Annotated in this window: 2 rRNA genes (1 of these 2 cut by a window edge); both read right to left on the bottom strand. The window is 59.4% G+C overall.

What is annotated here, in order from left to right:
• Positions 1 to 377: 377 nt before the first annotated feature.
• Positions 378 to 493 (bottom strand): 5S ribosomal RNA (rrf, locus tag LPW29_RS14645).
• 102 nt (positions 494 to 595) lie between these two features.
• Positions 596 to 1,146 (bottom strand): 23S ribosomal RNA (locus LPW29_RS14640); it runs 2,334 nt beyond the window's last position.

The following is a 1,146-nucleotide window of genomic DNA, read 5'->3' as shown; positions in this document are numbered from 1 at the left end:
CAGGCGGCCCTGGTAGGTCGGGCGACCTGAGTCGGGCTTTGGGGCTCCGGCGGGGGTCGTTCGCGAACGACCCGTACGGTATCTCGTGGATGCGGTGGGGGTAGGGTTGGCAGGGGCGCTTCTCGAAGCGCCCGTACGGGGGGTTCGAGGCGGGCTTGAGCCCCCGTGGAGCCGTCCGCGGGTGTTCCTGATGGAGGGGGAGTGAGCTTCATGCCCCGTCCCTGTACGGGTCGTTCGCGAACGACCCGGCGGTGTTCGGGGTAAGGCCCGAAGGATCCTGGCGCCCTGGTGTTGGACCCAGAGGGCCCGCGGTGCTGCCCCAGATGCCAGGCAAAAAAAAACCCGACCGGCTGACCGATCGGGGTTTTGGGATAAGAGCCTGGCAGTGACCTACTCTCGCATGGGGAAGCCCCACACTACCATCGGCGCTGAGCAGTTTCACTTCCGAGTTCGAGATGGGATCGGGTGGTTCCTACTCGCCATGGCCGCCAGGCAAACTGGGTGTGATCCAAAGGATCACCAATTCAGGAAAGTTCCAGGCTATGTCGTCATGTCATTGTGATGACCGCACACCCTCAAACTGCTTGGGTGTTATATGGTCAAGCCACACGGGCAATTAGTACGGGTTAGCTTCACACATTACTGCGCTTTCACATCCCGCCTATCAACGTTGTCGTCTTCAACGGCCCTTCAGGGGCATCAAGTGCCCAGGGAGATCTCATCTTGAGGAAGGCTTCCCGCTTAGATGCTTTCAGCGGTTATCCCGTCCGTACTTAGCTACCCGGCAATGCCACTGGCGTGACAACCGGAACACCAGAGGTACGTCCACTCCGGTCCTCTCGTACTAGGAGCAGATCCTCTCAAATCTCCGACGCCCACGGCAGATAGGGACCGAACTGTCTCACGACGTTCTAAACCCAGCTCGCGTACCACTTTAAATGGCGAACAGCCATACCCTTGGGACCTGCTTCAGCCCCAGGATGTGATGAGCCGACATCGAGGTGCCAAACACCGCCGTCGATATGGACTCTTGGGCGGTATCAGCCTGTTATCCCCGGAGTACCTTTTATCCGTTGAGCGATGGCCCTTCCATACAGAACCACCGGATCACTAAGACCTGCTTTCGCACCTGCTCGACGTGTCTGT

This window comes from Ectothiorhodospira sp. 9100 (genome assembly GCF_022227565.1).
Taxonomy (GTDB): Bacteria; Pseudomonadota; Gammaproteobacteria; order Ectothiorhodospirales; family Ectothiorhodospiraceae; genus Ectothiorhodospira; species Ectothiorhodospira marina.
This window is presented reverse-complemented; position numbering and strand designations above follow the sequence as displayed.